25 protein-coding genes are annotated in these 26863 nt (G+C 60.8%); 8 read left to right on the top strand and 17 right to left on the bottom strand.

Going from position 1 to position 26863, the window contains the following annotated elements; genetic code table 11:
* Window positions 1-37 precede the first annotated feature (37 nt).
* Window positions 38-997, bottom strand: coding sequence for a DMT family transporter (locus HDC30_RS27475; protein WP_183785961.1), 960 nt, complete (start codon window positions 995-997; stop codon window positions 38-40).
* 210 nt (window positions 998-1207) lie between these two features.
* Between HDC30_RS27475 and HDC30_RS27470 the strand changes: the two genes are divergently transcribed.
* Complete coding sequence (locus HDC30_RS27470) at window positions 1208-1402, top strand: DUF6316 family protein (protein WP_183785959.1); 195 nt, start codon at window positions 1208-1210, stop codon at window positions 1400-1402.
* Between the two features lie 110 nt (window positions 1403-1512).
* Here the strand turns inward: HDC30_RS27470 and HDC30_RS27465 are convergent, their stop codons facing one another.
* Both HDC30_RS27465 and pap read right to left on the bottom strand, forming a co-directional pair.
* The gene (locus HDC30_RS27465; RefSeq protein ID WP_183785957.1) at window positions 1513-2697 is read right to left on the bottom strand and encodes a thiolase family protein; all 1185 of its coding nucleotides are present in this window, start codon (window positions 2695-2697) and stop codon (window positions 1513-1515) included.
* A gap of 103 nt (window positions 2698-2800) precedes the next feature.
* Window positions 2801-4315: a polyphosphate:AMP phosphotransferase gene (gene pap / locus HDC30_RS27460; protein WP_139054910.1), complete on the bottom strand. Its 1515-nt coding sequence runs from the start codon at window positions 4313-4315 to the stop codon at window positions 2801-2803.
* Between the two features lie 341 nt (window positions 4316-4656).
* Between pap and mnmC the strand changes: the two genes are divergently transcribed.
* The 5 genes from mnmC (at window position 4657) to HDC30_RS27435 (ending at window position 12091) form a co-directional block, all read left to right on the top strand.
* Window positions 4657-6636 carry a bifunctional tRNA (5-methylaminomethyl-2-thiouridine)(34)-methyltransferase MnmD/FAD-dependent 5-carboxymethylaminomethyl-2-thiouridine(34) oxidoreductase MnmC gene (gene mnmC, locus HDC30_RS27455; RefSeq protein WP_150368283.1) on the top strand — a complete coding sequence of 660 codons (1980 nt, stop codon included), beginning with the start codon at window positions 4657-4659 and terminating at the stop codon, window positions 6634-6636.
* Between the two features lie 149 nt (window positions 6637-6785).
* Window positions 6786-8558, top strand: coding sequence for an N-acetylglutaminylglutamine amidotransferase (locus HDC30_RS27450; RefSeq protein WP_150368284.1), 1773 nt, complete (start codon window positions 6786-6788; stop codon window positions 8556-8558).
* A 3-nt stretch (window positions 8559-8561) separates the two neighbouring features.
* Complete coding sequence (gene ngg / locus HDC30_RS27445; protein ID WP_135296320.1) at window positions 8562-10310, top strand: N-acetylglutaminylglutamine synthetase; 1749 nt, start codon at window positions 8562-8564, stop codon at window positions 10308-10310.
* Window positions 10311-10470: 160 nt separating this feature from the next.
* A complete protein-coding gene (locus HDC30_RS27440; protein WP_027612398.1) occupies window positions 10471-11661 on the top strand; it encodes an osmoprotectant NAGGN system M42 family peptidase in 1191 nt (396 codons plus the stop codon).
* Between the two features lie 202 nt (window positions 11662-11863).
* Window positions 11864-12091: a YheU family protein gene (locus HDC30_RS27435; RefSeq protein WP_003192759.1), complete on the top strand. Its 228-nt coding sequence runs from the start codon at window positions 11864-11866 to the stop codon at window positions 12089-12091.
* Here the strand turns inward: HDC30_RS27435 and csrA are convergent.
* From csrA to HDC30_RS27420, 3 genes are all read right to left on the bottom strand, one after another.
* Complete coding sequence (gene csrA / locus HDC30_RS27430) at window positions 12088-12273, bottom strand: carbon storage regulator CsrA (RefSeq protein WP_027612397.1); 186 nt, start codon at window positions 12271-12273, stop codon at window positions 12088-12090. The two genes, HDC30_RS27435 and csrA, sit on opposite strands and share 4 nt — an antisense overlap.
* A 146-nt stretch (window positions 12274-12419) precedes the next feature.
* A complete protein-coding gene (locus tag HDC30_RS27425; RefSeq protein ID WP_183785955.1) occupies window positions 12420-12752 on the bottom strand; it encodes a YnfA family protein in 333 nt (110 codons plus the stop codon).
* 63 nt (window positions 12753-12815) lie between these two features.
* Window positions 12816-13631 (bottom strand): SDR family oxidoreductase, encoded by an 816-nt coding sequence (locus HDC30_RS27420; protein WP_097088415.1) that lies wholly within the window; start codon window positions 13629-13631, stop codon window positions 12816-12818.
* A 323-nt stretch (window positions 13632-13954) separates the two neighbouring features.
* Here HDC30_RS27420 and HDC30_RS27415 point away from each other — a divergent pair, with 323 nt between their 5' ends.
* Window positions 13955-14113 carry a DUF3309 family protein gene (locus tag HDC30_RS27415; protein ID WP_169432680.1) on the top strand — a complete coding sequence of 53 codons (159 nt, stop codon included), beginning with the start codon at window positions 13955-13957 and terminating at the stop codon, window positions 14111-14113.
* 57 nt (window positions 14114-14170) lie between these two features.
* On the opposite strand, the gene HDC30_RS27410 is transcribed toward HDC30_RS27415, so the two are convergent.
* From HDC30_RS27410 to HDC30_RS27365, 10 genes are all read right to left on the bottom strand, one after another.
* Window positions 14171-16264, bottom strand: coding sequence for an LTA synthase family protein (locus HDC30_RS27410; protein ID WP_027612395.1), 2094 nt, complete (start codon window positions 16262-16264; stop codon window positions 14171-14173).
* Window positions 16265-16575: 311 nt separating this feature from the next.
* Window positions 16576-17181, bottom strand: coding sequence for an START domain-containing protein (locus HDC30_RS27405; protein ID WP_027612394.1), 606 nt, complete (start codon window positions 17179-17181; stop codon window positions 16576-16578).
* 41 nt (window positions 17182-17222) lie between these two features.
* Entirely contained in the window at window positions 17223-17477 is a 255-nt protein-coding gene (locus HDC30_RS27400; protein WP_027612393.1) for a YkgJ family cysteine cluster protein, read from the bottom strand.
* Between the two features lie 165 nt (window positions 17478-17642).
* Entirely contained in the window at window positions 17643-18134 is a 492-nt protein-coding gene (locus HDC30_RS27395) for a translation initiation factor 2 (RefSeq protein WP_183785989.1), read from the bottom strand.
* A gap of 78 nt (window positions 18135-18212) precedes the next feature.
* Window positions 18213-19652, bottom strand: coding sequence for a PLP-dependent aminotransferase family protein (locus tag HDC30_RS27390; RefSeq protein ID WP_003226969.1), 1440 nt, complete (start codon window positions 19650-19652; stop codon window positions 18213-18215).
* 201 nt (window positions 19653-19853) lie between these two features.
* On the bottom strand, window positions 19854-20666 hold the full coding sequence (locus HDC30_RS27385; RefSeq protein ID WP_025113055.1) for an OmpA family protein: 813 nt from the start codon (window positions 20664-20666) through the stop codon (window positions 19854-19856).
* Window positions 20663-21019, bottom strand: a complete 357-nt coding sequence (locus HDC30_RS27380; RefSeq protein WP_177325746.1) for a DUF4398 domain-containing protein — start codon at window positions 21017-21019, stop codon at window positions 20663-20665. The genes HDC30_RS27385 and HDC30_RS27380 overlap by 4 nt, the downstream gene beginning before the upstream one ends.
* Before the next feature lie 9 nt (window positions 21020-21028).
* A complete protein-coding gene (locus HDC30_RS27375; protein ID WP_183785953.1) occupies window positions 21029-21850 on the bottom strand; it encodes an ABC transporter substrate-binding protein in 822 nt (273 codons plus the stop codon).
* 80 nt (window positions 21851-21930) lie between these two features.
* On the bottom strand, window positions 21931-22860 hold the full coding sequence (locus HDC30_RS27370) for an electron transfer flavoprotein subunit alpha/FixB family protein (RefSeq protein WP_183785951.1): 930 nt from the start codon (window positions 22858-22860) through the stop codon (window positions 21931-21933).
* A 2-nt stretch (window positions 22861-22862) separates the two neighbouring features.
* Complete coding sequence (locus tag HDC30_RS27365; protein WP_003226982.1) at window positions 22863-23612, bottom strand: electron transfer flavoprotein subunit beta/FixA family protein; 750 nt, start codon at window positions 23610-23612, stop codon at window positions 22863-22865.
* A 525-nt stretch (window positions 23613-24137) separates the two neighbouring features.
* Between HDC30_RS27365 and HDC30_RS27360 the strand changes: the two genes are divergently transcribed.
* Window positions 24138-25802 (top strand): electron transfer flavoprotein-ubiquinone oxidoreductase, encoded by a 1665-nt coding sequence (locus HDC30_RS27360; RefSeq protein WP_027612388.1) that lies wholly within the window; start codon window positions 24138-24140, stop codon window positions 25800-25802.
* 122 nt (window positions 25803-25924) lie between these two features.
* Here the strand turns inward: HDC30_RS27360 and HDC30_RS27355 are convergent, their stop codons facing one another.
* Window positions 25925-26815: an AraC family transcriptional regulator gene (locus HDC30_RS27355; RefSeq protein WP_007961974.1), complete on the bottom strand. Its 891-nt coding sequence runs from the start codon at window positions 26813-26815 to the stop codon at window positions 25925-25927.
* Between the last annotated feature and the right edge of the window lie 48 nt (window positions 26816-26863).

Below are 26863 nucleotides of genomic sequence, written 5' to 3'. Positions count from 1 at the left end.
TGGGAGCGAGCCTGCTCGCGAATGGGAGAAGCGCGGTCTAACTGGCTGCAATCCGCATCCGCCGCGCCTTCAACCCGGCAATCAACGACGGCCCCAACGCCACCAGCGCCGACCCCAGCACCACCAGCACCGCCCCGCCATAACCCAGCCCATTGATCTGCTCGGCATGCACATATTCCGGCCACACCCCGGCGGCAATCGCCACCGCGCCAAAGGTCACCAACGGCGTGATCGCCAGCGTCGCACTGACCCGCGAGGCCTCCCAGTGCGCCAGTGCTTCAGCAAAGGCACCGTAGGCAATCAGCGTGTTCATGCAGCACGCCAGCAACAGCCAACCCTGCACCGGGCTCAGTTCCAGTGCTTCGAGCGGATGCACCCACGGTGTCAGCAACAGCGCGCAGAACAGGTAGATCACCATCATCACCTGCAACGAATTCCACACCGTGAGCAATTGCTTCTGCCCCAGTGCGTAGAAGGTCCAGACTGTCGAGGCCAGCAGCACCAGCAACACGCCGGCGGTGTAGTCCGACAATGAGGTGAGCAGTTCAGCCAGACGCTGATTGAAGAACAGCACAAAGCCGATCAGCAGCACCGCCAGGCCAATGCCCTGACCGATGCTGAAGCGCTCCTTGAACACAAACAGGCTGGTGATCAGCAACATGATCGGCCCCATCTGCACCACCAACTGCGCGGTGCCGGGGCTGAGCAGGTTAAGGCCCATCAGGTACAGCACGTAGTTGCCCACCAGCCCGAGCACCGCCATCAGCACCAGCCAGCCGCCTCGAGGACCGAGCACCTGGCGGCTCGGCAGGCGGCGCGTGGCCGCCAGGTAGATGAACAGGCAGCCGCCCGACACCAACAGGCGAAACCAGGTCACGGTGATCGGGTCCATCACCAGCAGCACCTGTTTGAGTTTGATCGGCAGGATGCCCCACAAAAACGCCGTCAGCAGCGCCAGGAACAGACCGTAGACCCAGCGACCGGATGAAATGTGCATGCGAACCCCAATGCCTGCTGACAAGAGCGGTTATTCTAGGCCCGCCGACAGACGCAACACAGGGACAGTTCGGGCCAGGCCGCGAATGAAACTGTGCAGGTCGCAGCATTAAATTGACGCTTTGCCGTTGATCGGCTGACGAGGCGCGCCAAGTGCTTCAGGCATAAGCTGATTGGATCCCTCAAACGGATCACTCAAGGAGCCCCGATCATGTACGGAATGCGCGCCGATGACAGCGCCCCCGCCACGCACTTTCGCAGCGACCGTTTGTGCCGGGTCAATGGCGAACTGTTTTTCAGCACGCGGGAGAACACCCTTGAGGGGCCGTTCGATTCCCCGGAGAAGGCTGAGCAGGAAATTCAGGCGTATATCGCGCGGATGCAGCTTCTGGATTCCAACCGGTAAATCCGGTCGATCTCTTCGCGAGCAGGCTCGCTCCCACAGGTGAATGCATTCCAATGTGGGAGCGAGCCTGCTCGCGAAAGCGGTAGATCAACCACCCCACCTTCCAGGGTTCAGCGCACCGCCTCAAACAACCCCGTCGCCCCCATCCCGCCCCCCACGCACATGGTCACGATGCCGTAACGCAGGTTACGCCGCTGCAACTCACGCACCAGATGCCCGACCTGCCGCGACCCGGTCATGCCGAACGGGTGGCCGATAGAAATCGAGCCGCCGTTGACGTTGTATTTGTCGTTGTCGATTTCCAACCGGTCCCGGGCATACAGGCATTGCGAAGCAAACGCCTCGTTGAGTTCCCACAGATCGATATCCGCCAACTGCAAGCCTTTGGCCTTGAGCAGTTTCGGCACCGAGAACACCGGGCCGATGCCCATTTCGTCCGGCTCGCAACCGGCGACGGTGAAACCACGGAAAAACGCCTTCGGCTTGAGCCCCAGTTGCAGGGCTTTTTCCAGGCTCATCACCAGCGTCATCGAGGCGCCGTCAGACAGCTGCGATGAGTTGCCAGCGGTGACCGAGCCGTCCTCGGCAAACACCGGTTTCAGTCCGGCGAGACTTTCGTAAGTGGTGTCCGGGCGGTTGCAGTCGTCGTGATCGACGATGCCATCGAGGATCTGCACCTCACCACTGTTCTTGTCCTCGACCCGGTACTTGACCGCCATCGGCACAATTTCATCATTGAACAGCCCGGCCGCCTGCGCCTGGGCGGTGCGCAACTGGCTTTGCAGCGCGTAACGATCCTGGGCCTCGCGGCTGACGTCATAACGGCGCGCGACCACTTCGGCGGTCTGGCCCATGGTGTAGTAGATGCCCGGCACCTGCTGCTTGAGCAACGGGTTGATCAGGTGATCGGTGTTGACGCTTTTCAGGGTCAGACTGATTGATTCGACGCCGCCGGCAACAATGATGTCGCTGCAACCGGAGGCGATCTGGTTGGCGGCAATCGCGATCGCCTGCAACCCCGACGAGCAGAAACGGTTGAGGGTCATGCCGGCCACGCCGGTGCCCAGCCGCGAGAGCACCGCCACGTTGCGGCCGATGTTGTAACCCTGCGCGCCCTCGTTGGAGCCGGCGCCGACAATGCAGTCCTCGACGCTGGCCGGGTCGATGTCATTGCGCGACAGCAGCGCGTTGACGCAATGGGCCGCCATGTCGTCGGGACGGGTCTGGTTGAACTTGCCGCGAAAGGACTTGGCCAGGCCGGTCCGCACGCTGTCGACGATCACCACTTCACGCATGGCATACCTCAATTGTTGTTGTCGGAGGAGAGTGAACCGAGCATAAGTCCACCTCACCGCCGACCGCGACAATCATTCACCCCGCGTATGCGGGTCCATCGGCTCAGTCCTTGTGTTTTTTCGCGCGTTTGTCGGACTTCGCGAAAGCTTCCTCAAGCGCTCGGTTAATCGTGCGCAAGACCTTGACCCGGGCCCAGCGTTTGTCATTGGCCTCGACCAGCGTCCACGGCGAAATCTCGGTGCTGGTGCGGTCGACCATGTCGCCCACGGCGGCGCGGTAGGCGTCCCACTTGTCGCGGTTGCGCCAGTCGTCCTCGGTGATCTTGAAGCGCTTGAATGGAATCTGCTCCCGGGCCTGGAAGCGCTCCATCTGCGTGTCCTTGTCGATCGCCAGCCAGAACTTGACGACGATGACCCCGGCGTCAGCGATCTGCTCTTCGAAATCGTTGATCTCGCTGTAAGCCCGCAGCCAGTCGGCCGGGCTGCAGAAGCCCTCGACCCGCTCCACCAGCACCCGGCCATACCAGGAGCGGTCGAACACGGTGAACTTGCCCCGCGCCGGCAAATGCCGCCAGAAGCGCCACAGATACGGCTGCGCGCGCTCCTCTTCAGTGGGCGCGGCAATCGGCACGATGCTGTACTGACGCGGATCGAGCGCCGCCGCCACCCGGCGAATCGCCCCGCCCTTGCCCGCCGCATCGTTGCCTTCGAACACCGCCACCAGTGCGTGGCGGCGCATGCGTTTATCGCGCATCAGCCCGGACAGCCGCGCCTGCTCGGTGATCAGTTGTTCTTCGTAGTCTTTCTTTTCCAGCCGCTGGTTCAGGTCGAGGCTGTCGAGCAGGTTGAGTTGATCGACCGCCGTGCCCAACGGCGCCGCGTTGACCTCTTCGGTATGCACCTCGGGGCGCTTGAGCGCATTCTGCAGGCCTTCGAGCAGGATCTTGCCGACCGCCAGACTGCGGTAATTGGCGTCCATGCCTTCGATGACATGCCACGGCGCGTAGTCGCGGCTGGTGCGGCGCAACACGCGCTCGCCGTATTTGACGAACTTGTCGTAGGTCTGCGATTGCTGCCAGTCCAGCGGACTGATGCGCCAGCTGTGCAACGGGTCATCGGCCAGCGCCTTGAGGCGGGCCTTCATCTGCTTCTTGGACAGGTGAAACCAGAACTTGAAGATCAGCGCGCCTTCATCGCAGAGCATTTTTTCCAGACGCTCGGCGGCGTTGATCGCCTGGTCCAGGCGTGGATCCTTGAACAGACCGTGGACCCGCCCTTGAAGCATCTGGCTGTACCAGTTGCCGAAGAACACGCCCATCCGCCCCTTGGCCGGGAGCATCCGCCAGTAACGCCACGCCGGTGGCCGCGCCAGCTCTTCATCGGTCTGCTGATCGAAGGTGCGCACTTCGATCAGGCGCGGGTCCATCCACTCGTTGAGCAACTTGACGGTCTCGCCCTTGCCGGCGCCCTCGATGCCGTTGATCAGAATGATCACCGGAAAACGCTTCTGCTGCTGCAACTCGAACTGCGCTTCCAGCAGTGCTTCACGCAAGGCAGGTACAGCCGCGTCGTAAGTCTCTTTGTCGATGGCATGGCCGATTTCGGCGGATTCAAACATGGGGACGGCTCCTTCCAGGATTCAGCAAGACTAGCGGATTGGGCATGGGCGCGGCGGAGAAATTCCGCTCCTTTTGGCTTCAAGAAAAACTCTGTGGTGAGGGGATTTATCCCCGATGGGCAGCGCAGCGGCCCCAAAGCCATTCAACGCCAGATGCACGCTGGTAGCGGGATTGCGACTGCTACGCAGCCGATCGGGGATAAATCACCTCGCCACAGGTTGCTCTGATCCGCGCCCAAATCGTTAATTGTCTTCGAGGCTGCACAGCCAGGCCTTGCCATGGATCAAGCACCCTCCGCCCGATCAGCTAGAATGGCCGCCTTGTCGTTGCCGAGCCTGCCATGAAACCTGTATTGCCCCACGCCCAACTCGACTGGGATGACCAGGGACGCCCACGTTCGCGGGTGTTCGATGATGTGTATTTTTCCGACCAGTCGGGGCTGGATGAAACCCGTTACGTGTTCCTCGAACAGAACCGTCTGGCCGAGCGCTTTGCCGCGCTGCCGGCGCACGGGCGGCTGGTGATCGGCGAAACCGGCTTCGGCACCGGGCTGAATTTCCTTTGCGCCTGGCAGTTGTTCGAACAGCACGCGGTGGCCGGTGCGCGGCTGCATTTCGTCAGCGTCGAAAAATACCCGTTGAGCCCGGCCGATCTGCAACGGGCGCTGGCCTTGTGGCCGCAGCTCAAGCCACTGGCCGATCAACTGCTGACGCAGTACGTGGCGATCCATCAGGGCTTTCAGCGGATCATTCTCGGCAATGGCCGCGTGACGCTGACGCTGCTGATCGGCGATGCGCTGGAGCAACTGCCGCAACTCGATGCGCAGATTGATGCGTGGTTTCTCGACGGTTTCGCCCCGGCGAAAAACCCCGACATGTGGACCGCTGAACTGTTCGTCGAACTGGCTCGACTGGCCGCGCCGGGTTCGACCATCAGCACCTTCACCAGCACCGGTTGGGTGCGGCGTCTGCTCAACGCCGCCGGGTTCAAGATGAAACGCACGCCGGGCATCGGCCACAAGTGGGAGATCCTGCGCGGCGAGTTTCTCGGCTGGCCGCAGGACGTCGCGCCACCACTGCCGGACAAACCGTGGTTCGCTCGCCCTGCCCCGCTGACCGGCGAGCGTCGGGCGCTGGTGATCGGCGCCGGGCTGGCCGGTTGTGCGACCGCTGCCAGCCTCGCCGCGCGCGGCTGGCAAGTCAGTCTGCTGGAGCGTCACGAGGCCGTGGCACAGGAAGCGTCGGGCAATCCGCAGGGCGTGCTGTACCTGAAGTTGTCGGCCCACGGCACCGCGTTGTCGCAACTGATTGTCAGCGGCTTCGGCTACACCCGCCGTCTGCTGGAAACCCTGCAACGCGGCACCGACTGGGACGATTGCGGCGTGCTGCAACTGGCTTTCAATGCCAAAGAAGCCGAGCGTCAGGCGCAACTGGCCGCGGCATTCCCGGAAGATCTGGTGCACTGGCTTGATCAGCCGCAAGCCGAAATCCAAGCCGGGATTGCGCTGGCACACGGCGGGCTGTTCTACCCCGAAGGGGGCTGGGTGCATCCACCCGCGCTGTGCCAGGCGCAAGCCGCGCAAGCGAACATCGAACTGCTCAAGCATCACGAAGTGCTGGAACTGCGCAAGGTCGAGGGTGAGTGGCAAGCCCTCGACGGCGAGCGCGTGCTCGCCAGCGCGCCGGTGGTGATATTGGCCGGCGCGGCGGAGATCAAACGCTTTGCGCAAAGTGCCGAGTTGCCGCTCAAGCGCATTCGCGGGCAAATCACGCGCCTGCCGCAAACCACTGATAGCCAAGCGCTGCGCACCGTGGTCTGCGCCGAAGGTTATGTCGCGCCGGCACGCTTGGGCGAACACACGCTGGGTGCGAGTTTCGACTTCAACAGCGACGACCTGACCCCGACCACCGCCGAACACCTGGGCAATCTGGCGATGCTCGAAGAGATCTCCAGCGATCTGGTGGCGCGCCTGCACATCAATCAACTGCCCCCGGAAACTCTGGAGGGACGCGCCGCGTTCCGCTGCACCAGTCCCGACTATCTGCCGATCGTCGGCCCCCTCGCCGACCGCACAGCCTTCACTCAGGCCTATGCCGCGTTGAGCAAGGATGCACGACAAGTGCCGGACATTCCTTGTCCGTGGCTCGATGGCCTGTACGTCAACAGCGGCCACGGTTCACGCGGGCTGATCACCGCGCCGCTGTCGGGCGAACTGCTCGCGGCATGGCTGGACAACGAGCCGCTGCCGCTGCCCAGAAGCGTCGCCGAAGCCTGCCACCCCAACCGTTTCGCGCTGCGCACGTTGATTCGCGGCAAATGAAAAATCGCGACTGGCCGCTGGTCAGTCGCCCCCTCTTATAACTCATCGTTCTAAAACTCCCACATCTGCAGCGGGTCAGTTTCTGAGTACCGGCCATTTTGGCCTGACTTGAATCACCCCTCCCCAACGGAAAAACCGGTAAGGACTTTATGTGCGGATTAGCTGGCGAGTTACGTTTTGATCATCAACCTGCAGACCTTGCAGCGGTAGAGCGAATCACCCATCACCTGGCTCCTCGCGGCCCCGATGCGTGGGGCTTCCATGCCCAAGGGCCGATTGCCCTGGGCCATCGTCGCCTGAAAATCATGGACCTGTCGGACGGCTCGGCGCAGCCGATGATCGACAGCCAGCTCGGTTTGTCCCTGGCCTTCAATGGCGCGATCTACAACTTCCCGGAACTGCGCGCCGAACTCGAAGCGCTCGGCTACGCCTTCTATTCCGGTGGCGACACCGAAGTGCTGCTCAAGGGCTACCACGCCTGGGGTGAAGCGCTGCTGCCGAAACTCAACGGCATGTTCGCGTTCGCCATCTGGGAGCGCGATGCCCAGCGCCTGTTTATTGCCCGTGACCGTCTCGGCGTCAAGCCGCTGTACCTGTCGCGCACCGGCCAGCGTTTGCGCTTTGCCTCGGCCCTGCCGGCGCTGCTCAAGGGCGGCGACATCAACCCGATCCTCGATCCAGTGGCGCTCAACCACTATCTGAATTTCCACGCGGTGGTGCCCGCTCCACGCACCTTGCTCGCGGGCATAGAAAAGCTGCCGCCAGCGACCTGGATGCGCGTCGAAGCCGATGGCCGCACCGAGCAGAAAACCTGGTGGACCCTGCCCTACGGCCCACAGGACGACGAGAAAAACCTGACCCTCGAAGACTGGCGCGACCGCGTGCTCGACAGCACCCGTGAAGCGGTGGCAATCCGTCAGCGCGCGGCGGTGGATGTCGGCGTGCTGCTTTCCGGCGGTGTCGATTCGAGCATGCTCGTCGGCCTGCTGCGAGAAGTCGGGGTGGAGAACCTGTCGACCTTTTCCATCGGTTTTCAGGATGCCGGCGGCGAGCGTGGCGATGAATTCCAGTATTCCGATCTGATCGCCAAGCACTACGGCACTCAACATCATCAATTGCGCATCGACGAAAAAGAGATCATCGAGCAACTGCCCGCTGCGTTCCGTGCGATGAGCGAGCCGATGGTCAGCCACGACTGCATCGCCTTCTACCTGCTGTCGCGCGAAGTGGCCAAGCACTGCAAAGTGGTGCAAAGCGGCCAGGGCGCCGACGAACTGTTCGCCGGTTATCACTGGTACCCGCAAGTCGACGGTGCGGCGGATCCATACGCAGCCTATCGTGCGGCGTTCTTCGACCGCAGCTACGACGACTACGCCGCCACCGTGCAACCGAAATGGCTGACCGCGAATGACGCGGCCGGCGACTTCGTGAAAGAACACTTCGCCCAACCCGGCGCCGATGCCGCAGTCGATAAAGCCTTGCGTCTGGACAGCACGGTGATGCTGGTGGATGACCCGGTCAAACGTGTCGACAACATGACCATGGCCTGGGGCCTGGAAGCGCGCACGCCGTTTCTCGACTATCGCCTGGTGGAACTCTCGGCGCGGATTCCCGGCCAGTTCAAGCTGCCGGACGGCGGCAAACAGGTACTCAAAGAAGCTGCACGTCTGGTGATTCCAAGCGAAGTGATCGACCGCAAGAAAGGTTACTTCCCGGTGCCGGGCCTCAAGCACTTGCAAGGCGACACCCTGAACTGGGTGCGTGAACTGCTGCTGGATCCGAGCCAGGATCGTGGCCTGTTCAACCCGGCCATGCTCGACAAATTGCTGACTGATCCGCAAGGCCAACTGACGCCATTGCGCGGCTCGAAACTGTGGCAACTGGCGGCTCTGAACCTGTGGCTCAGTGAACAAGGAATCTGATTGATGAAACCTCACGCCACAGCGATCAATCAGCGCCTGTTACGCGGTCAGACACCGTCGTATGAACGCTTGCAGGCGCGTCTGGCCGAAGACGGCAGCGAACTCGGCGCCGACCCCATCGCCGTACATTGCGGTTGGGGTCGGCTGCTGATCGGCCACACCTTCCCTGACCCGGCGACGCTGGCGCAGGAACTGCTCAACGAGCAGCCCGGCGAACGCGATATCGCTCTGTACGTTGCCGCACCGCAACAGATTCTCGGTCTGGAACCGACGCAGCTGTTTCTCGACCCATCCGATACTCTGCGCCTGTGGTTCAGCGATTACCGCCAGGCCACCCGCGTGTTTCGCGGCTTCCGCATTCGCCGCGCGCAAAGCGAAGCGGACTGGCAGGCAATCAATCTGCTGTATCAGGCACGCGGCATGTTGCCGATCGATGCGACACGGCTGACCCCGCATCATCAGGGCGGTCCGGTGTACTGGCTGGCCGAAGATGAAGATAGCGGCGCGGTGATCGGCAGCGTCATGGGCCTCAATCATCAGAAAGCCTTCAACGATCCGGAACACGGCAGCAGCCTGTGGTGCCTGGCAGTGGATCCGCAGTGCTCGCGGCCCGGTGTCGGTGAAGTGCTGGTGCGGCATTTGATCGAGCACTTCATGAGTCGCGGCCTGAGTTATCTGGATCTGTCGGTGCTGCATGACAACCGTCAGGCCAAAAATCTTTACGCCAAGCTCGGTTTTCGCAACCTCTCGACCTTCGCCATCAAACGCAAGAACGGTATCAATCAGACGCTGTTCCTCGGGCCCGGGCCGGAAGCCAACTTCAACCCTTATGCGCGGATCATCGTCGAGGAAGCGCACCGGCGCGGCATCGATGTGCAAGTGGACGATGCCGAAGCCGGGCTGTTCACCCTCAGCCATGGCGGGCGCCGGGTACGTTGCCGCGAATCGTTGAGCGACCTGACCAGCGCGATCAGCATGAGTCTGTGTCAGGACAAAAGCCTGACCCACAAAGTGTTGAAAGGCGCCGGACTGAAGCTGCCTTCGCAGCAACTGGCGGGCAACGCCGACGACAACCTGGCGTTTCTTGACGAGCATCAGCGTGTGGTGGTCAAGCCGCTCGACGGTGAACAAGGCCAGGGCGTGGCGGTGGATCTACAGAGCATCGAAGAGGTGCAGCAGGCCATCGAAGCCGCCAAGCGTTTCGACAGCCGCGTACTGCTGGAAAGCTTCCACGAAGGCCTCGACCTGCGGATTCTGGTGATCGGTTTTGAAGTGGTGGCGGCAGCGATTCGTCGTCCCGCCGAGGTGGTCGGTGACGGCCATCATTCGATCGGTGCATTGATCGAGGCGCAGAGCCGGCGTCGGCAAGCCGCTACCAGTGGCGAGAGCAAGATCCCGCTGGATCACGAAACCCAACGCACCCTGCACGCGGCCGGGTATGACTACAGCAGCATCCTGCCGGCGGGCGAGCACCTGTTCGTGCGTCGCACGGCCAATCTGCACACCGGTGGCACGCTGGAAGACGTCACGGCGATTCTGCACCCGACCCTGGTCGATGCCGCCGTCCGTGCAGCGCGGGCGCTGGACATTCCGATGGTTGGCCTCGACTTGATGGTGCCGGCGGCGGATCAGCCGGAGTACGTGTTTATCGAAGCCAACGAACGCGCCGGCCTGGCCAATCACGAGCCGCAGCCGACGGCGGAGCGGTTTGTCGATCTGTTGTTTCCGCACAGTCAGCCGGCTGTTTCTTGATTCTGCTTTGTCTGGACTGACGCCTTCGCGAGCAGGCTCGCTCCCACAGGGGAACTCATCCAAATGTGGGAGCGAGCCTGCTCGCGAAGGGGCCGAATCAGGCACCACAAATCCCTTCTCATCGAAACCATCGATGCGCCTCAACTCATCAGGAGTTTCCATGACCACTCAAATCCCTGAACCGGATCTGAACTACCTGCAAAAAGTCCTGCTGGAAATGCTCGCCATTCCCAGCCCTACCGGGTTCACCGACACCATCGTGCGCTACGTCGCCGAGCGTCTGGAAGAACTTGGCATCCCTTTCGAAATGACCCGTCGCGGCACCATTCGCGCCACCCTCAAGGGCAAGAAAAACAGCCCCGACCGCGCCGTCTCCGCGCACCTCGACACCATCGGCGCCGCCGTGCGTGCAGTGAAAGACAACGGCCGTCTGACCCTGGCCCCGGTCGGTTGCTGGTCGAGCAGGTTCGCCGAGGGCAGCCGGGTCAGCCTGTTCACCGACAACGGCGTGATTCGCGGCAGCGTGTTGCCGCTGATGGCCTCCGGGCACGCGTTTAACACTGCCGTAGACGAGATGCCGATCAGTTGGGATCACGTCGAACTGCGTCTGGATGCCTACTGCGCGACCAAGGCCGATTGCGACTCGCTGGGCATCAGCGTCGGTGACGTGGTGGCGTTCGACCCGCTGCCGGAGTTCACCGACAGCGGTCACATCAGCGCCCGTCACCTCGACGACAAGGCCGGGGTCGCGGCATTGCTCGCTGCGCTCAAAGCCATCGTCGAGAGCGGTCAGGAGTTGATGATCGACTGTCACCCACTGTTCACCATCACTGAAGAAACCGGTAGCGGTGCGGCGGCGGCATTGCCGTGGGACGTCAGCGAATTCGTCGGTATCGACATCGCGCCGGTCGCGCCCGGCCAGCACTCCAGCGAACACGCGGTGAGCGTGGCGATGCAGGACTCCGGTGGCCCTTACGACTATCACCTGTCGCGGCATTTGCTGCGTCTGGCCGGTGAAAACGAACTGCCGGTACGGCGCGACCTGTTCCGCTATTACTTCAGCGACGCGCATTCGGCAGTCACCGCCGGGCACGACATCCGCACCGCCCTGCTGGCCTTCGGCTGCGACGCGACCCATGGTTATGAACGTACGCACATTGACAGTCTCGCGGCGCTCAGTCGTTTGCTCGGGGCGTACATTCTGAGTCCGCCGGTATTCGCCAGTGATGCGGCCCCGGCCAATGCTTCGCTGGATCGCTTCAGTCACCAGATCGAACATGAGACACAGATGGAGAGCGATACGCGAGTGCCGTCGGTGGACAGTCTGGTGGGGCAGCGATCCGACAGTTGATCCGGGATTCTGTGGTGGCTGGACTGACCCCATCGCTGGCAAGCCAGCTCCCACAGTTTTCGAGGTGGATCACCTGTTTGTGTACATCAACAAACTCTGTGGGAGCTGGCTTGCCAGCGATGGGGCCAGACCCGCCCACACAAAACTGGCAGCCAGCCACCAATCGCCGTAGCATCCCGTCATTGATTTAGCCGAGGTGCCCATGCTGATTCCCTACGACGCTCTTGAAGTCGACACCCTCACCCGCCTGATCGAGGACTTCGTCACCCGCGACGGCACCGACAACGGTGATGACACACCGCTGGAAACCCGCGTGCTGCGCGTGCGCCAGGCGCTGACCAAAGGCCAGGCGCTGATCGTCTTCGACCCGGAAAGCGAGCAATGCCAACTGATGCTCAAGCACGACGTGCCCAAGCACCTGTTCGACTAGCGGACCTTTTCGGTGACCTGTTTGCGCTGGATCCGCTGATAGACTTCAGAACGGTGCACATTGACCTTCTGCGGCGCCTCGACACCAAAGCGCACGCTGGAACCGTTGACTGACAGTACGCGCACGGAAATGTCGTCACCGATGGAAATCAACTCGCCCACTACACGGCTGAGTACAAGCATGGAATTTATCCTTCAGGGTTAGCCAGCCCTGAAGATGCGCGGTGGGCGCGCGCTCGACAATACGTCGTGAGCAATTCAGTCTTGCCCTACACCCACGAGCGCTGCGCCCGTCAGACATTTCCTGCAAATCGCTAAACAGTCTCGCCTCAAACCGCGGAAAATCGCGGCCCGAACAGAATCACGCTCGCGCCGATCACGCACAGCGCCACGCCGATCCAGTCCGAACCCAAAGGGCGAACGCGCTCGACCACCGCCAGCCAGCCGATCGACGCGACGATATAGATCCCGCCATAGGCGGCATAGGCGCGCCCGGCATAAGCCGCTTCGACGCGGGTCAACAACAGCGCGAACAGGGTCAGGCTGAGCAGCGCCGGGATCACCCACAAGGCACTTTTGCCCTGACGCAGCCACATGAAAAAGGCGAAACAGCCGGCGATTTCAAACAGCGCCGCGAGGAAGAACCACAGGTAATTGAGCATTGATGCGTCTCGACAGGGTGACCATTGCGGCCACCCTAACGACGCAACATCCTCGGGGCAAGTTCAGCCGTTGGTTTGTCTGGCCTTGGCGCGCATTTTATCGGCCATGGTGGTCATTTCGTTGTAGATCAGTTGCGGGTTCTTCTGTTTGATCGCCCAGGCCATGCGCCCCTGCTCGTGCGGCAGGATCATGAATTCGCCGGCGGCCACTTGCTGGTAGATATAGTCTGCAATGTCGGCAGCCGTGATCGGCGAACTTTCCAGCAACTTGCCGACCTGGGCTTTCATGGCCGGGGTCGGACCACGGAACGAGTCGAGCAAGTTGGTCTGGAAGAACGACGGGCAGACCACATGCACGCTGACTTCCTGCTGCGCCAGTTCGATCAGCAAACTTTCCGACAGCGCCACTACACCGGCCTTGGCCACGTTGTAGTTGCTCATCGCCGGGCCCTGCATCAGTGCAGCCATCGAAGCGATGTTGATGATCTTGCCTTTGCTCTGCTCCAGCAGCGGCAGGAACGCCTTGCAGCCCTTGACCACCCCCATCAGGTTGATCGCGATCTGCCAGTCCCAATCCTCCAGCGACAGTTCGCTGAAGAACCCGCCGGACGCCACACCGGCGTTGTTGACGATGACATCGATACCGCCGAGCTTCACTTCGCAAGCCTGGGCAAACGCGGTGAGCTGGCTGTAGTCACGCACATCGCAACGTTGGGTGAAACCGTCACCACCGGCCTCGCGCACCCGCTTCAGGGTTTCCTGCAGGCCAGGTTCGCTGACGTCGGACAAGGCCAGCTGCCAGCCTTCACGCGCCCAGCGCAGCGCGATTTCGCGACCCAAACCTGAGCCCGCACCCGTGATCATCATGCGATTTTGCATAGCAGACAGCCTTGTTGTTCCGTAGGAGATGCACGGAGTGTAGCGAAGGAACACTGGCCACCCACGCTCCATCAGATTGCTGAATACAGGATCAAAAGATCGCAGCCTTTGGCAGCTCCTGCATCAGTTCCCTGTAGGAGCTGCCGAAGGCTGCGATCTTTTGATCTCGCGCTTTAAAGGAAATAAACGAGTAATCCAAATACATTAAAAAAACATTGAATTTTCTTTCATCCGCACCGGTCGGAATTTGTAAGCCGTCTGGAATTAGTTAGCCTCCAGTCGCCCTTGAACACCAAGTCTTCTCGAACGCTATAAACAAGGAAATCGACATGGGCACAATTCTTATCATTATCCTGATCCTGTTGCTGATCGGTGGTCTGCCGGTCTTCCCGCACTCCAGAAGTTGGGGTTATGGTCCTTCGGGCATTATCGGCGTGGTGTTGGTGGTGCTGTTGGTCTTGCTGTTACTTGGCAGGATATAAAACCCCAAGACAAAAAAAAGAGGCCCTCAGGGGCCTCTTTTTTATGCAGCGGTTTTATCAGTCCGGCTTGCCGTTGATCACACCGGCGGTGTTGTCCATCAGGCTCTTGGTCGCCGTTTGCAAGAACGCCTCAAGCTTGAGCTTCAGTTCGGCGGTACGCGGTGCGTCCGGAATGATCTCGGCAGAAGGGTTCGCGCCCAGTTGGTACTGGTAGATCTTCGGCGCCATTTCCTTCTCTTTCGGCAGCACCAGGATCTGGTCGGCAGTGACGATGGCGGTGGTCTGCTCGCTGCCCGACGGCTTGATCACACCGAAACCGGTGTCGCCGGCCGGCAGGTTGAGCAGGTCGCGACCCCAGCACTGATGACGCACTTCGCCACCCAGACGACCCATGATGGTCGGCACGATGTCGATCTGCGTACCCACGGTGTGGTCACGGGTGCCGAATTTTTCCTGAATGCCCGGGGCGATCATCAGCATCGGCACGTTGAAGCGGCCCAGGTCCATTTCGGTGATCTGGCGTTCGTTGCCGAAACCGTGGTCACCGACGATGACGAACAGGGTTTCCTTGAAGTACGGCTCTTTGCGTGCCTTCTCGAAGAACTGACCCAGCGCCCAGTCGGCGTAACGCATGGCAGTCAGGTGTTCGTTGAGGCTGCCACGATCGGTCACGCGCTCGACCGGCAATGGCGTCGGCAAGGCGTACGGCGTGTGGTTGGACAGGGTTTGCAGCAGCGCGTAGAACGGCTTGCCGTTTTCCCGTGCCTTCAGCTCCTGCAGACCACGGTCGAACATGTCCTGGTCGGACACGCCCCAGGTCGGATCGGAGAACACCGGATTGACGAAGTCGTTACGGCCAACGAAGTTGGTCATGCCCTGGTTACTGAAGAAGCCCGACTGGTTGTCCCAGGCGAAGTCGCCGTTGTAGACATACACGTCGTCATACTTGCGCGCGCTGAGCAGCTGCGGCAGACCGGACAGCTTGTGGCTGCCTTCCGGGGTCTGCATCAGGTATTCGAAACCTGGCAGGTTCGGGAAGCACGCCATGGTCGCAAACATGCCCTGGTGGGTATGGGTGCCGTTGGAGAAGAAGCGGTCGAACAGCAGGCCTTCCTTCGACAGTTTGTCGAGGTACGGCGTGATGTTGCCCGGTGCGCCCAGGGCGCCGACCGAGTGACCGGCCATACTTTCCATCAGGATCACGACCACGTTCTTGATCGGCAGGGTCTTGTCGGCCGGTGGCGTGTAGTCACGACGCACGGCAGCGATGTCGGCATCGACCAGTTTGTCGTCCGGCATCACCAGCATCTCGCGCACCACTTTCTGCGCCTGTTCCTGCGGCAGGGTGGCTTTCCAGATGTTATCGCGGTCCTCGCCCATGCGGTCCTTGGCGGCGGCGATCAGCGACAGCGTGCCGTTGAGGCCGAGCTGGTTGGCGAAGTTCGATTCGGTGGTGTACACGTCACCCCAGCGCAGCGGCGGGCCCTGACGCAGGGTGCCACGGGCGGCCACGACGCAGATCAGCAGGCAGACCACGAACACCGCCAGGCGGGTGTACCACGGCGCCACCTGACGGGTGCCGACGTTGCCGCCGCTGAACGGGCCGCGTGGACGGGTCGCACGGTCGGCGCCCTTGAAGGCCAGAGTCAGGATCACGGTGCCGATGACCCACGCCAGCAGGTAACGCACTACCGGGAAACCGTACCAGAGCATGCTCATCACGGTTTTCGGGTCTTCCTTCACGTACTGGAACACCAGGCCATTGAGGCGCTGGTGGAACTCGCGGTAGAAGTCCATTTCCATCAGGCCGAGGAACAGCGCGATGCTCGACGCCACGGTCAGCCACAGGCGGAAGAAGCCACGCGCAGCCATCGCCCGGGCACTGAACAGCGCCAGCACCAGCGGAACGCAGACGTAGACCACCAGGCGCAGGTCGAAACGCAGGCCGTTGGCGAAGGCTTCGAGGAAGGTCGAAGCCGGGGTATCGAGGATCATCTCGCGGTTGTAGACCAGCAGCGCGAGGCGCAGCACGGAAAACATCACCATCATGACCAGAGCACACAGCAGCGTGTAGGCCAGATGCGATTTGACGGTCGGTTGCAGCAGGCGAGTGGAAGATCGCTGCTGATTCAGGGCGTCCGGGTTTGCCATGTCGTTTTAGGACCCATTGGAAGTTGAAGTTGCAAAATACAGCGGCGCCATGCCCTCTATTGGCCATTCCAGACCCTGGGGCGTGCGCGGTGCGCAAATGTTGCACGATCAACGGCAGCATTGCCATTGATTACTGCCCCATTGCCCGACTCTTTCATACAAGCATTCGGGCGGGGACAAGCTGAATTGCGCGGGCGAATTGTCTGGAACACTTTGTGAAAATTTCGTCCAACGCATATCTGGAAACACAATATAACGACAAAATAAAACGCCCCGAATCGGTCGGGGCGTTTTGCTGTCAGCGCGAAGAATTACTTCTCGGCGCGTTCTTTCAGGGCTTTCAGCGTATTGAACGGCGCATCGACCACGAACTTGTTGGCAATCATGCTCGGCACGCTGCCGCCGGGCTCGGTGTGCACCTGATAGGTCACTTCGACTTGATCACCTTTGGGTACGAACTTCCAGAACCCTTTGACCTGAGCGACACGGACAAAGCCTTTCTCTTCGGGAAGGTACTTCGGCACGCCTTCGAGGTTGCGGGTCAGGCTGCCATCGGCGCCCTCAACGGTGGTGATGTGCAACACCGAATCACGTGGGGTCACTGGCCACGGCGTATTGAACTGGGTGTAGGTCCAGCTCTGATCGCCCTCGTGCTTGAGCAGTTTCTGGGTTTTGCATTCGTGAATCCAGGCGCAGGCTCCGGCCACGTCTTCCTGCAAGGCACGCAGTTTGGCAACGGTGGTCTTCATCAGGGCAACACCCTGATAGGACTTGTAATCGGAACCCGGCACTTCGGCCAGCGAGACCTTGATCCCGTCCTGTTCCTTGGCGACCTTCCAGTCTTCGGCCTGAGCCATCGAAGTAGCCAGCACAGCGGTCAAACCACACAACACAGCGATACGATGCAGCGAACCCATAGTCTTATTCCTTATTGTTGAAGTTCCGTTCGTTTGACACATCACGCCGCCGTCATCTGCTCCCACCAACCGATCAACCTGATCGCTTCTTCCGAGCTGCTGCCGCAGACTTCGACATCGGCGGCAAATCCCGAACAGACCGCCGGGCGCTCCGGCTGGCCGAAAATGCTGCACAGGTTTTCGACCGAGAGTTGCACGCAACGTTCGCCGGCAGGTTTGCCGTTGGGCATGCCCGGAATGGCAGAGCTGATGGACGGGGCAATGCAGCAAGCGCCACAGCCTTCACGGCATTTCATGACGAGCAAGTCCTCGCGACGGGCAATGTGTTAAAGAGACACGGACAGAGTAACCGCTAAAACGGTTGTTTCAAATTCCCTGCACCGGGGTTTTTACCGATAACTGAATGTGACTGACCAGTCTCCGACAAAGCGTCTGGTCTGCGGGTCACGGGTCGATTGAATTTATTGCTTGAACTCGAAATCCAGCGCTGCGCCTTCGACTTCGCGGCGCTCTTCGTTGCGCAGCTGCAACTGCATTTCATTGCTGAGCAGGCGGCCATTGAGCTGGAAGCCGCTGTTCTTCTCGCCAAACATCTGCGGCAGGATCGCCTCGTGTTTGGGCATCGGCACGGTACCGGCAGGTTTGAGCTGCTGGACCATGTCTTTGGGCAGGCTCAGGTCCAGTTTGGCCGGCGGCAGCCTGGTTTTAGCCACTTCACTGGCCGGTTTTGACTTGGAGGCAATCGGGGGCCGCTTCTTCACCGGGGCCGCTTTCTTCTGGGGGGCTTTCTTCGTCTGAGCTTTCTTGTCCGCAACGGCTTTGTTGCTGGCCGTTTTACTCGCCGGAGCTGACGCCGCAGGCTTTTCCTGAACGGCGGCTGCCATGACACCGGGCGCATGGCCCATCGTCAACACACCAAGCAAAATCCAGGCAGCAGGCAAAATCGCTTTCATGAGCCCCACAACACTAACGGCAGAGGGCCATATGCTCGCCTGTTGAGCGTCACAAGACAAGCACGGTGCGCCACTCGTTCAGAAACCGCCTGCGGTTTCCTGACACAGTTGAGTCGCCAGCAAACCGAGGGTCATCAGCGCCCTTTCCGCCTCGCGATTCCACGGCGTGCCGCAGTTCAGGCGGATGCAGTGGTTGAACTGCTCGGTATTACTGAAGATCAGCCCCGGCGCAATACTGATGCCCTGCTGCAAGGCGCGGACATGCAATTCCTGTGTATTGACCCTGCCCGGCAGACTCACCCAGAGAATGAAACCGCCCGTGGGCCGGGTCATTTGCGTGCCTTCGGGGAAGTACTGCTGCACCGCCAACTGGAACGCGCTGAGGTTTTTTCGGTATTCCTGGCGGATGTACCGTAAATGCCGGTCATAACCGCCATTTTCCAGATAAGCGGCAATCGCCATTTGCGTGACGCTGCACGCCGAATGCGTGGTGAAGGTCTGCAGACGCTGGATTTCCTGCTGATACTTGCCGGCGATCATCCAGCCGACGCGCACACCCGGCGACAACGTCTTGGAAAAGCTCGAGCAGTAGATCACCCGATCCAGTCGATCGTAGGCCTTGAGGGCTTTGGTGCGGCCCTGTTCGAACATCAACTCGCCATAGATGTCGTCTTCGACGATCTGGATATCGAAGTCCGAGGCCAGGCGCAGCAGTTGTTTCTGCCGCTCTTCCGGCATGGTGCCGCCCAGTGGATTGCTCAGCCGCGTGGTCAGCACCAAGGCCTTGATCGACCATTGGTTGGCGGCCAGTTGCAGGGCTTCGAGGCTCATGCCGGTGGCCGGATCGCTGGGGATCTCGATCACTTTCAGGCCCAGCAGGTCGGCCAGTTGCAGTAAACCGTAATAGGTCGGCGACTCGGCAGCGATCAGATCACCCGGACGGGTCAGCACCCGCAGCGACATCTGCAAGGCATCGACGCAACCGTGGGTGATCACCACTTCTGACGGATCGACCACCACCCCGGCGTCGCGCATGCGGATCGCCACTTGCCGGCGCAGCGGTTCGAAACCGGGGCTGAACATGTAGCTGAACGCCCGCGGGCTATGGAATCGGGTGACCTTGGCCAATTGCTGATGCAGCGCGCGAACCGGAAGGTAATCGACACTTGGCACCGCAGCGCCCAACGGGAACACCCCTTCGCGCCGCGATTCGACCAACACTTGCTGAATGATGCTGGCGCGGGTGACCAGTCCTGGCCGCTCGACCCGGGCGATGTCCGGGGTCGGCGCAGTCAGTGCCGGGGTCTGGTGCACGTAATAACCGGACTGCGGCCGTGCACGGATCAGGCCCTGATCTTCGAGATTGGCGTAAGCCTGCAACACCGTTGCATGGCTGACATTGAGCTGCGAACTCATCTTGCGCACCGACGGCACGCGTTCTCCGGGCTGATAGACACCACGCCGGATGTCTTCCGCCAGTTGTTGAGCAATACGTTGGTAGAGCAAGAGGTTGGTCATGACGCAGCACTCGATTTCACGGGCATTTTATTCTTGTGTGAAACAATACCGGAACAGTTTAGAAGTGTACTGGGACAGTTGCCACCATAGTCGACCATACAGTGCAGTGTCAGCTACAACTGTACGGATTTGCGTGCCAATCGACAGACGTAAAAAAGCCCGGCGCTGCATGACAGGCCGGGCTTTCCAGAGACGCAGCCCTCAGCGGGCGGCGCCGAGCTGGCCTTTTTCGTCTGAGAACACGATTTCCACCCGACGGTTCTGTGCCCGCCCGCGCTCGGAAGCGTTGGCGTCCACCGGGTACTCATCGCCGTAACCTTCGACCTGAATGCGCTTGTCCTCAATCCCGAGGTCCATCAGCACATCAGCCACCGCTTGCGCGCGATCACGCGACAGCTTGAGGTTGTCCTGTTTGCCGCCGGTGCTGTCGGTATAACCCTCGATGCGCACCACGCGTTTCGGGTTGAGCTGCAGGAACTGCACGATCTTCAGGACCACGCGATTGGCCGAATTCTTCAGCTCGGCCTCGCCGGTGTCGAACAGTACGTCACCCAGGGTCATGACCAGACCGCGATCGGTTTGCGTGGTGGCCAGCGCGACGATTTGTTCTTCGAGCCACTTGCCCTGCTGCTGCACGCTCAGCAGTTTGGACTCGCGCAGGGCCAGCTGCAGGCGCTGGCGCTCCAGCTCCAGCTTCGCCGCGCGCTCTTCGTTGAGCACCAGATTGGTGTGTTCGCGGGCGATTTCGCTGTAACGCTGACTCAGGTAGGCGTAATGCGCGACGTCCCAGCCGCTGCCCCAATAGGTCGACAGGCGATCGGCACGGGCCAGCGATTCACCGGCGCGGATCACGTCCTTGGGCGCGATACGCAGCACGTTGGAATCTTCCTTGACCTTCTGGAAGTCGCTGCTGGCCTGTTGCAAGGCGGCTTCGCTGTGTTGACCGGCGCAACCGTAGAGGCTCGCGCAACCGGCCAGAATCAACCCGCCGAGGGCTTTGGACTTGAGGCTCATTGGGCATCTCCCAGTTGCTTGCGCAGACGGATGATGCGGGTGTTGAGCACGTTCAGTTGCTCTTCGCTCTTTTGCGTCAGCACCTTGGCTTCGGCCAGACGTGCATCCAGCTCGGCTTGTTCGGAACGCATGCGCGCGTTCTTGTAAGACTCGTCGGTCATGTTGCCCTTGGCCCGGTTGAACTTGTCTTCGGCCAGTTTCATTTCCGGCATTTCATCGGCGGTCGCACCGACAGCCTTGGCTTGGGTGATGGCCTGCTCGGTCAGGCGCATTTGCTCAATGGGCGCAGGATCGTTGGCGCAGCCGGCCAGGGCCAGAACGGCCATGGCCGCGAAAAGAGGTCGAATACTCACTAAGAATCCCTACTGTTTTGGGGCACTGACAGGTGGCTGCGGCTGTTGCTGCTGAGCCTTCCAGCGCTCGATGTTGCGTTGCAGCGCGGCTTCGGTCAGTCCGGACGCGGGCAATTCTGTCATCTTTTTAGCGAGCTGTCCGCGCAACCACGGATCGTTGCAGGCCGAGTTGTGCGAAACCGCGAGGAACAGTCCCGGGCGGTCGATCGGTTGCTCGAAGGCCAGCAGATCATTGGCCATGCCCAATGCCTGCGCGGCGGCCATGCCCGAGTAGCGACCGGCGAGTACATATTCCACTTCACCCAGCAGAAGTTTCTGAAAGGCCTGGGTGATGTTTGCCGTCCGGGTCAGGGTCAGATTCTGCTCGGCGAAAGTGCCGAATGCCTGGGTCATTCGAGACTTTTCCGACATCCCGCCGGTGTGCCCGTGCAAGTCTTTGGCTTCGCTGTAGACCAGCGTCGAGCCTTTGCGCGTCCATACCAGGTAGTCGTTTTCCAGCAACGGCGGATAGATGTAGTCGAGGTTTTCCAGTTCATTGAACATCAGCGGTGTGTCGGTCAGCATGTCCATGCGCCCGCTGCGCACTTCATCGAGGGCCTGCGAGCGTTTGCCGGCGTAGAGCAGCTCGACCTTGATCCCCAGATCCTTGGCCACTTGCTGCAACAGGTCGGCACTGGCGCCGATCAACTGCTTGGGATTCTGCGGATCCTGCCACAGGTACGGCGGCGCATCCGGGCTGCCGGTGACGACGAGGCGCTCGCATTTGCCGGCGGCCGCAGCCATGCCCGGCAAGAGGATCAATCCCGATAACAGCCAGCGGCGCAGATCCATGGCAAAACACTCCCACTCAAATTCGAGACAAAAAAAAGCCCGACCACAAGGCCGGGCTCTTTATAAGTGAAGCCGCCGGATTAGACCAGCTTCTCCAGCTCAGGGACTGCTTCGAACAGATCCGCCACCAGACCGTAATCGGCCACCTGGAAGATCGGCGCTTCTTCGTCCTTGTTGATCGCAACGATCACTTTGGAGTCTTTCATACCGGCCAGGTGCTGGATCGCCCCGGAGATACCGACGGCGATGTACAGCTGTGGTGCAACGATCTTGCCGGTCTGACCGACCTGCATGTCGTTCGGGACGAAACCTGCGTCGACCGCGGCGCGCGAAGCACCGACGGCAGCGCCCAGCTTGTCTGCCAGGGCGTACAGGTGTTTGAAGTTGTCACCGTTCTGCATACCGCGACCGCCGGAAACGACGATCTTGGCAGCGGTCAGTTCAGGACGATCGGACTTGGCCAGTTCTTCGCTGACGAAGCTGGACGTGCCGGCGTCGTGCGCAACAGCAACGGCTTCAACAGCCGCCGAACCACCTTCAGCGGCAACCGGGTCGAAACCGGTGGCACGCACGGTGATCACTTTGATCGCAGCGGTCGATTGCACGGTAGCGATGGCGTTACCGGCGTAGATCGGACGCTTGAAGGTGTCGGCACTTTCTACCGAGATGATCTCGGAGATCTGGTCAACGTCCAGTGCAGCGGCAACGCGCGGCAGGATGTTTTTGCCGTTGGACGTGGCGGCAGCCAGGATGTGGCTGTAACCAGCGCCCAGCTCTGCAACCAGCGGCGCAACGTTTTCCGGCAGCTGATGCGCGTAAGCGGCATTGTCAGCGTTCAGGACTTTGCTCACGCCAGCGATTTTCGCAGCGGCTTCGGCCACGGCGCCAGCGCCTTGACCTGCAACCAGAACGTGGATGTCGCCGCCGATTTTGGCAGCAGCGGCCACGGTGTTCAGTGTGGCCGGGGCCAGCACTTTGTTGTCGTGTTCAGCGATTACCAAGATAGTCATTTTTAGATTACCTTCGCTTCGTTTTTCAGTTTCTCGACCAGTTCAGCCACCGACTTGACCTTGATCCCCGCGCTGCGTGCAGCCGGCGCTTCGACTTTCAGGGTCTTGTTGGTGGAGGCGGTGGAAACGCCCAAAGCGTCCGGAGTCAGCACTTCGAGAGGCTTCTTCTTGGCTTTCATGATGTTTGGCAGAGACGCGTAGCGCGGCTCGTTCAAACGCAGGTCGGTGGTGACGATGGCCGGCAGTTTCAGGGAAACGGTCTGCGCGCCGCCGTCGATTTCGCGGGTCACGGCAACGCTGTCGCCGGACACTTCGACTTTCGAGGCGAAGGTGCCCTGACCGTAGCCGCTCAGTGCAGCGAGCATCTGGCCGGTCTGGTTGTTGTCGCTGTCGATGGCCTGTTTGCCCAGGATCACCAGCTGAGGCTGTTCCTTGTCGACCACAGCCTTGAGCAGCTTGGCCACGGCCAGCGAAGTCAGGTCTTCAGCGGATTCGACGAGGATGGCGCGGTCGGCACCCAGAGCCAGTGCGGTACGCAGCTGTTCCTGAGCGGTGGACGGGCCGATGGAGACGACGACGATTTCAGTCGCAACACCTTTCTCTTTCAGGCGTACGGCTTCTTCCACTGCGATTTCGCAGAACGGGTTCATCGACATCTTGACGTTGGCGAGGTCTACGCCGGAATTGTCCGCTTTGACGCGAACCTTGACGTTGTAATCCACAACGCGTTTGACAGCTACAAGAACCTTCATGGATTCCTCGTTACTCTCCGGTGAAAAGAAAGTCGCCTAGGCGAACCTGGCGGATGATGCTCATCGGGCACAAGGGCACCTCTAAAAACGCCGGCTGGGGCCGATGACCGTTCGTCAGTGGTGACCAACGGGTCATTGATTCGCACGGTGTGTAAACTGCGCGCCGGACTTGCGATGCGCATCACCTTGTACTGCCTGTGCCCTGTCTTTAGAGGTGCTCTTGAAACCGCCAGTCTGCCTACGGCGAGCGCAAAACCGCCCGTATCTTGACCGGAACGCCTATTCCGGTCAATACGGCAAAATGGCCGTTCATAAGCCGCGCTTCTTTGATTTCTCTGGGCTGGAGCCGATTCAAACAAACGTTTGTATTGGACGCTCGGAGTGGTGTAGATATAATGCGCCGCCTAGAGAGAAAGGTGGTTTGCCCATTATTACCCTTGACGTTAACGTAAAGGCAATAACGGATACGACACCGAACCTCCAAATTAGAAAAAAAACTGTTGAGCCTTGAGTAGGAGATAGCCTGTGGAACGCGAATACATGGAATTCGACGTGGTCATCGTCGGTGCCGGCCCCGCTGGCCTGTCCGCCGCCTGCCGTCTGAAGCAGAAGGCCGCCGAAGCCGGTAAGGAAATCAGCGTCTGCGTGGTCGAAAAAGGCTCCGAAGTCGGCGCACACATCCTTTCCGGTGCCGTGTTCGAACCACGCGCTCTGAACGAACTGTTCCCGGACTGGAAAGAACTCGGCGCCCCGCTGAACACCCCAGTCACCCGCGACGATATTTTCGTGCTGAAAAACGCCGACAGCGCGCAGAAGATTCCTGACTTCTTTGTGCCCAAGACGATGCACAACGAAGGCAACTACATTATTTCCCTGGGCAACCTGTGCCGCTGGCTGGCCCAGCAGGCTGAAAACCTTGGTGTGGAAATCTACCCGGGCTTCGCCGCTCAGGAAGCCTTGATCGACGAGAACGGCATCGTACGCGGGATCATCACCGGTGATCTGGGCGTCGACCGCGAAGGCAATCCGAAAGAAGGCCTGTACACCCCGGGTATGGAACTGCGAGGCAAGTACACGCTGTTCGCCGAAGGCTGCCGTGGGCACATCGGCAAGCAACTGATCAAGCGCTACAACCTCGACAGCGATGCCGACGCCCAGCACTACGGCATCGGCCTGAAAGAAATCTGGGAAATCGACCCGGCCAAACACCAGCCGGGCCTGGTGGTGCACACCGCCGGCTGGCCGCTGGACATCATGGGCACCGAAAACACTGGTGGCTCGTTCCTCTATCACCTGGAAAACAACCAGGTAGTGGTCGGCCTGATCGTTGACCTGTCCTACAGCAACACTTACCTGTCGCCGTTCGACGAGTTCCAGCGCCTCAAGCATCACCCGGTGCTGGCGCAGTACCTGGAAGGCGGCAAACGCGTCAGCTACGGCGCCCGCGCCATCTGCAAAGGTGGCCTGAACTCGCTGCCGAAAATGGTCTTCAAGGGCGGCGCGCTGATCGGTTGCGACCTCGGCACCCTGAACTTCGCCAAGATCAAAGGCAGTCACACCGCGATGAAGTCCGGCATGCTCGCCGCCGAGTCGGTGGCCGACGCGCTGTTCGCCGAGAAGGATGGCACTGAAGAGCTGACCACTTACGTCGACGCGTTCAAGAAGAGCTGGCTCTACGACGAACTGTTCGCCAGCCGCAACTTCGGCCCGGCGATCCACAAGTTCGGCGCGATCGTCGGTGGTGGTTTCAACTGGCTGGACCAGAATATCTTCGGCGGCAAACTGCCGTTCACCCTGCACGACACCAAGCCGGACTATGCTTGCCTGAAACTGGCGGCCGACTGCAAGAAGATCGACTATCCGAAGCCGGACGGCAAACTCAGCTTCGACAAACTGAGCTCGGTGTTCATCTCCGGTACCAACCACGAAGAAGAGCAACCGTGCCACTTGAAGCTGACCGACCCGAGCATCCCGATCAGCAAGAACCTGCCGCTGTACGACGAACCGGCGCAGCGCTACTGCCCGGCCGGCGTGTATGAAGTGATCACCAAGGAAGACGGCGAAAAACGCTTCCAGATCAACGCCCAGAACTGCGTGCACTGCAAGACCTGTGACATCAAGGACCCTTCGCAGAACATCACCTGGGTCACGCCGGAAGGCGCTGGCGGCCCGACTTACCCGAACATGTAAGCCGTATCGCTGAACAACGAGGCTCCCGAAACGGGGGCCTTTTTGTTGCCCACGTTTTCTGTTTCACCACAAAACAACTGTGGGAGCGGGCTTGCTCGCTCCCACAAGGGATCTTAATCGACTCAGGCAACGCGTTCGTCGCCAGGGCTACGCTCGAAGTAGCGCTTGTACTCACGACTGAACTGCGACGTACTCTGATACCCCACCCGATGCGCCACCTGCGCCACGCCCAGCCCTTCGGCGACCAGCAAGGTCTGCGCCTTGAGCAGGCGCAAGCGCTTCAGATACTGCACCGGCGACAACAGCGTGCTACGCTTGAAGTGCTCGTGGAAGGACGACACGCTCATGTTCGCGCAACTGGCCAAAGTCTCGACGTTCAGCGGCTCAGTGTAGTGCGCATGCAGATGACTGATCGATGCCGCAACCCGGGCGAACTGCCCCTGCTGTTCCACCAGCGCGCGCAACACATCGGCCTGCGGCCCGCGCAGCGCAGTGAACAACAATTCACGCACTCGCGCCGGCCCGAGAATCTGCCGCTCCAGCGGATCGTGCAGACAGCGCAGCAAGCGTTCAACGCAGCCACGCATGTCATCGTCGAGCACCACCGAGGTCATCGACTCCGGCGTTTGCGCCGGGATATGCCGCCCGGGCGCCAGCCCCATGGCCAGCACCAGCTCGCCGAGCAGCACCCGGTCGATGGCCACCGACACACCCAGCAACGGCGCATCCGGCAAGGCAAAGGTTTCGCACTCGAACGGCACCGGCAGCGCCTGAATCAGGTAATGCCCGGCGCCATATTCCATGGTGCGCGGGCCGAGGAACGCCAGTTTGCTGCCCTGGGCGATGATCATCAGGCTCGGCTCATAAATGTGCGGGCCACGCGCCACGTCGCAACTGGCGCGCAACACCTGCACGCCGGGCAGCCCGGTCTGGCTGTAACCATCGCAAAGCGCCAGCGGCTCGATCAGCGAAACCAGCGTGGCATTGGCATCAAGGTGACGGGTCAACTGCATCGGAGGGGTCTTCAAAAAAGTCACGGAAAAAGGCATGCAAGCATCATC

Source organism: Pseudomonas sp. JAI115 (assembly GCF_014200835.1).
In the GTDB taxonomy this organism is placed as follows: domain Bacteria; phylum Pseudomonadota; class Gammaproteobacteria; order Pseudomonadales; family Pseudomonadaceae; genus Aquipseudomonas; species Aquipseudomonas putida_A.
Note: the sequence above shows the minus strand (reverse complement) of the source record. Positions and strands in the feature narration are given on the sequence as shown.

Coding starts and splice junctions, on each gene's coding strand:
- HDC30_RS27470 (WP_183785959.1), top strand. CDS start 1,208: ATGTACGGAATGCGCGCCGATGACAGCGCCCCCGCCACGCACTTTCGC.
- HDC30_RS27450 (WP_150368284.1), top strand. CDS start 6,786: ATGTGCGGATTAGCTGGCGAGTTACGTTTTGATCATCAACCTGCAGAC.
- HDC30_RS27435 (WP_003192759.1), top strand. CDS start 11,864: ATGCTGATTCCCTACGACGCTCTTGAAGTCGACACCCTCACCCGCCTG.
- pap (WP_139054910.1), bottom strand. CDS start 4,315: ATGTTTGAATCCGCCGAAATCGGCCATGCCATCGACAAAGAGACTTAC.
- HDC30_RS27370 (WP_183785951.1), bottom strand. CDS start 22,860: ATGACTATCTTGGTAATCGCTGAACACGACAACAAAGTGCTGGCCCCG.
- HDC30_RS27425 (WP_183785955.1), bottom strand. CDS start 12,752: ATGCTCAATTACCTGTGGTTCTTCCTCGCGGCGCTGTTTGAAATCGCC.
- HDC30_RS27365 (WP_003226982.1), bottom strand. CDS start 23,612: ATGAAGGTTCTTGTAGCTGTCAAACGCGTTGTGGATTACAACGTCAAG.
- HDC30_RS27375 (WP_183785953.1), bottom strand. CDS start 21,850: ATGGATCTGCGCCGCTGGCTGTTATCGGGATTGATCCTCTTGCCGGGC.
- HDC30_RS27465 (WP_183785957.1), bottom strand. CDS start 2,697: ATGCGTGAAGTGGTGATCGTCGACAGCGTGCGGACCGGCCTGGCCAAG.
- HDC30_RS27405 (WP_027612394.1), bottom strand. CDS start 17,181: ATGGGTTCGCTGCATCGTATCGCTGTGTTGTGTGGTTTGACCGCTGTG.
- csrA (WP_027612397.1), bottom strand. CDS start 12,273: ATGCTTGTACTCAGCCGTGTAGTGGGCGAGTTGATTTCCATCGGTGAC.
- ngg (WP_135296320.1), top strand. CDS start 8,562: ATGAAACCTCACGCCACAGCGATCAATCAGCGCCTGTTACGCGGTCAG.
- HDC30_RS27410 (WP_027612395.1), bottom strand. CDS start 16,264: ATGGCAAACCCGGACGCCCTGAATCAGCAGCGATCTTCCACTCGCCTG.
- HDC30_RS27355 (WP_007961974.1), bottom strand. CDS start 26,815: ATGCAGTTGACCCGTCACCTTGATGCCAATGCCACGCTGGTTTCGCTG.
- HDC30_RS27420 (WP_097088415.1), bottom strand. CDS start 13,631: ATGCAAAATCGCATGATGATCACGGGTGCGGGCTCAGGTTTGGGTCGC.
- HDC30_RS27440 (WP_027612398.1), top strand. CDS start 10,471: ATGACCACTCAAATCCCTGAACCGGATCTGAACTACCTGCAAAAAGTC.
- HDC30_RS27395 (WP_183785989.1), bottom strand. CDS start 18,134: ATGAAAGCGATTTTGCCTGCTGCCTGGATTTTGCTTGGTGTGTTGACG.
- mnmC (WP_150368283.1), top strand. CDS start 4,657: ATGAAACCTGTATTGCCCCACGCCCAACTCGACTGGGATGACCAGGGA.
- HDC30_RS27385 (WP_025113055.1), bottom strand. CDS start 20,666: ATGAGCCTCAAGTCCAAAGCCCTCGGCGGGTTGATTCTGGCCGGTTGC.
- HDC30_RS27400 (WP_027612393.1), bottom strand. CDS start 17,477: ATGAAATGCCGTGAAGGCTGTGGCGCTTGCTGCATTGCCCCGTCCATC.
- HDC30_RS27390 (WP_003226969.1), bottom strand. CDS start 19,652: ATGACCAACCTCTTGCTCTACCAACGTATTGCTCAACAACTGGCGGAA.
- HDC30_RS27475 (WP_183785961.1), bottom strand. CDS start 997: ATGCACATTTCATCCGGTCGCTGGGTCTACGGTCTGTTCCTGGCGCTG.